The sequence below is a fragment of the Falsiroseomonas oryzae genome (genome assembly GCF_027856955.1).
Classification (GTDB): Bacteria; Pseudomonadota; Alphaproteobacteria; order Acetobacterales; family Acetobacteraceae; genus Falsiroseomonas; species Falsiroseomonas oryzae.
Genome location: NZ_JAPSMD010000849.1, coordinates 1 through 1,136, shown reverse-complemented (window position 1 = coordinate 1,136; position 1,136 = coordinate 1). Strand labels below are relative to the sequence as shown.

1 protein-coding gene is annotated in these 1,136 nt (G+C 76.5%); it reads left to right on the top strand.

All coding sequences use genetic code 11. The annotated features are described in order from the left end of the window. Positions 1-287: 287 nt before the first annotated feature. Positions 288-1,028, top strand: a complete 741-nt coding sequence (locus tag OZN99_RS32185; protein ID WP_270939258.1) for a DUF1194 domain-containing protein — start codon at positions 288-290, stop codon at positions 1,026-1,028. Positions 1,029-1,136 lie beyond the last annotated feature (108 nt).

Below are 1,136 nucleotides of genomic sequence, written 5' to 3'. Positions count from 1 at the left end.
CGCGCGCCGAGGTGCTGCGCGCGCTGCAGGCCGTCCCGCCCGACCGGCCGCTCGGCGCGCAGGAGATGGCGGCCGAGGCGGCGGCGCTGGCGACCTATACGCTGGACGAGCTGGGCGGGCATCCGCGCCGCGTGCCGCCGGCGGAATGACGACGGGCGGGCGAGACCGGGGTCTCGCCGCAAGCGCTGCCTCGCGCCCCCGCGATGGCGCCGCCGGCCGGAGAACCCGACGCCGCGCCAGCGGTTAAGCAGGCTTCCGGGGCCATCCAGTGCGAGGAGGTCACGCCCATGCGGCGAAGGATCCTGCTTGGCTCCGCCTGTGCGCTCGTCCTGGCGCGGCCCGCCGTGCTGCGCGCCAGGGGAGAAGACGGTCCCGTGGACCTGCTGCTCGTCCTCGCGGCCGACGTGTCGCGCTCCATGGGCGAGGCGGAGATCGCGCTGCAGCGCGACGGCTACGCCGCGGCGCTGCAGCACCCGATGGTGGTGGAGGCAATCCGGTCCGGCGCGCACGCCGCCGTGGCCATGACCTATGTAGAATGGTCGTCCTGGCAGGATCAGCGGGTGGTGGTGCCCTGGATGCGCATCGCGGAGGGCGTCGCCGCCACCGCCTTCGGCTCCGCCCTGCGGGAGGCGCCGCCCCGCGTCGGCGACTGGACCTCGATCTCCGGCGCGATCCGCTTCGCGCAGGACCTGCTGGCCGCGGCGCCCTTCGAGGCGGAGCGCAGGGTGGTGGACATCTCGGGCGACGGCACCAACAACCACGGCGGCGCGGTCGAGGAGGCGCGCGACGCCGCGGTGGCGGCGGGCATCACGATCAACGGCCTGCCGATCCTGCGCGCGCCGCGCCATGTGGTCGGCGCCCTGCCCTCGGCCGAGGCGCTGGAGACGCATTACCGCGAGATGGTGGTCGGCGGCGCCGGCGCCTTCGTGCTGCCGGCGGAGGGGCTGCCGGCCTTCGCAAGCGCCATCCGCCGCAAGCTGGTGCTGGAGATCGCCGCGCCGCGGGGGGACGCGTCCTCCGCGGCGTGACGCGCCGCTCAGCCGGCCAGGCGGCGACGCAGGCGCCTGACCGCCGCCAGGGCGTCGCCGAGTGTGCCGCCGTCGCGGCGCAGCGACGCCTCCGGCCAATGCCCGGCG

Coding starts and splice junctions, on each gene's coding strand:
- OZN99_RS32185 (WP_270939258.1), top strand. CDS start 288: ATGCGGCGAAGGATCCTGCTTGGCTCCGCCTGTGCGCTCGTCCTGGCG.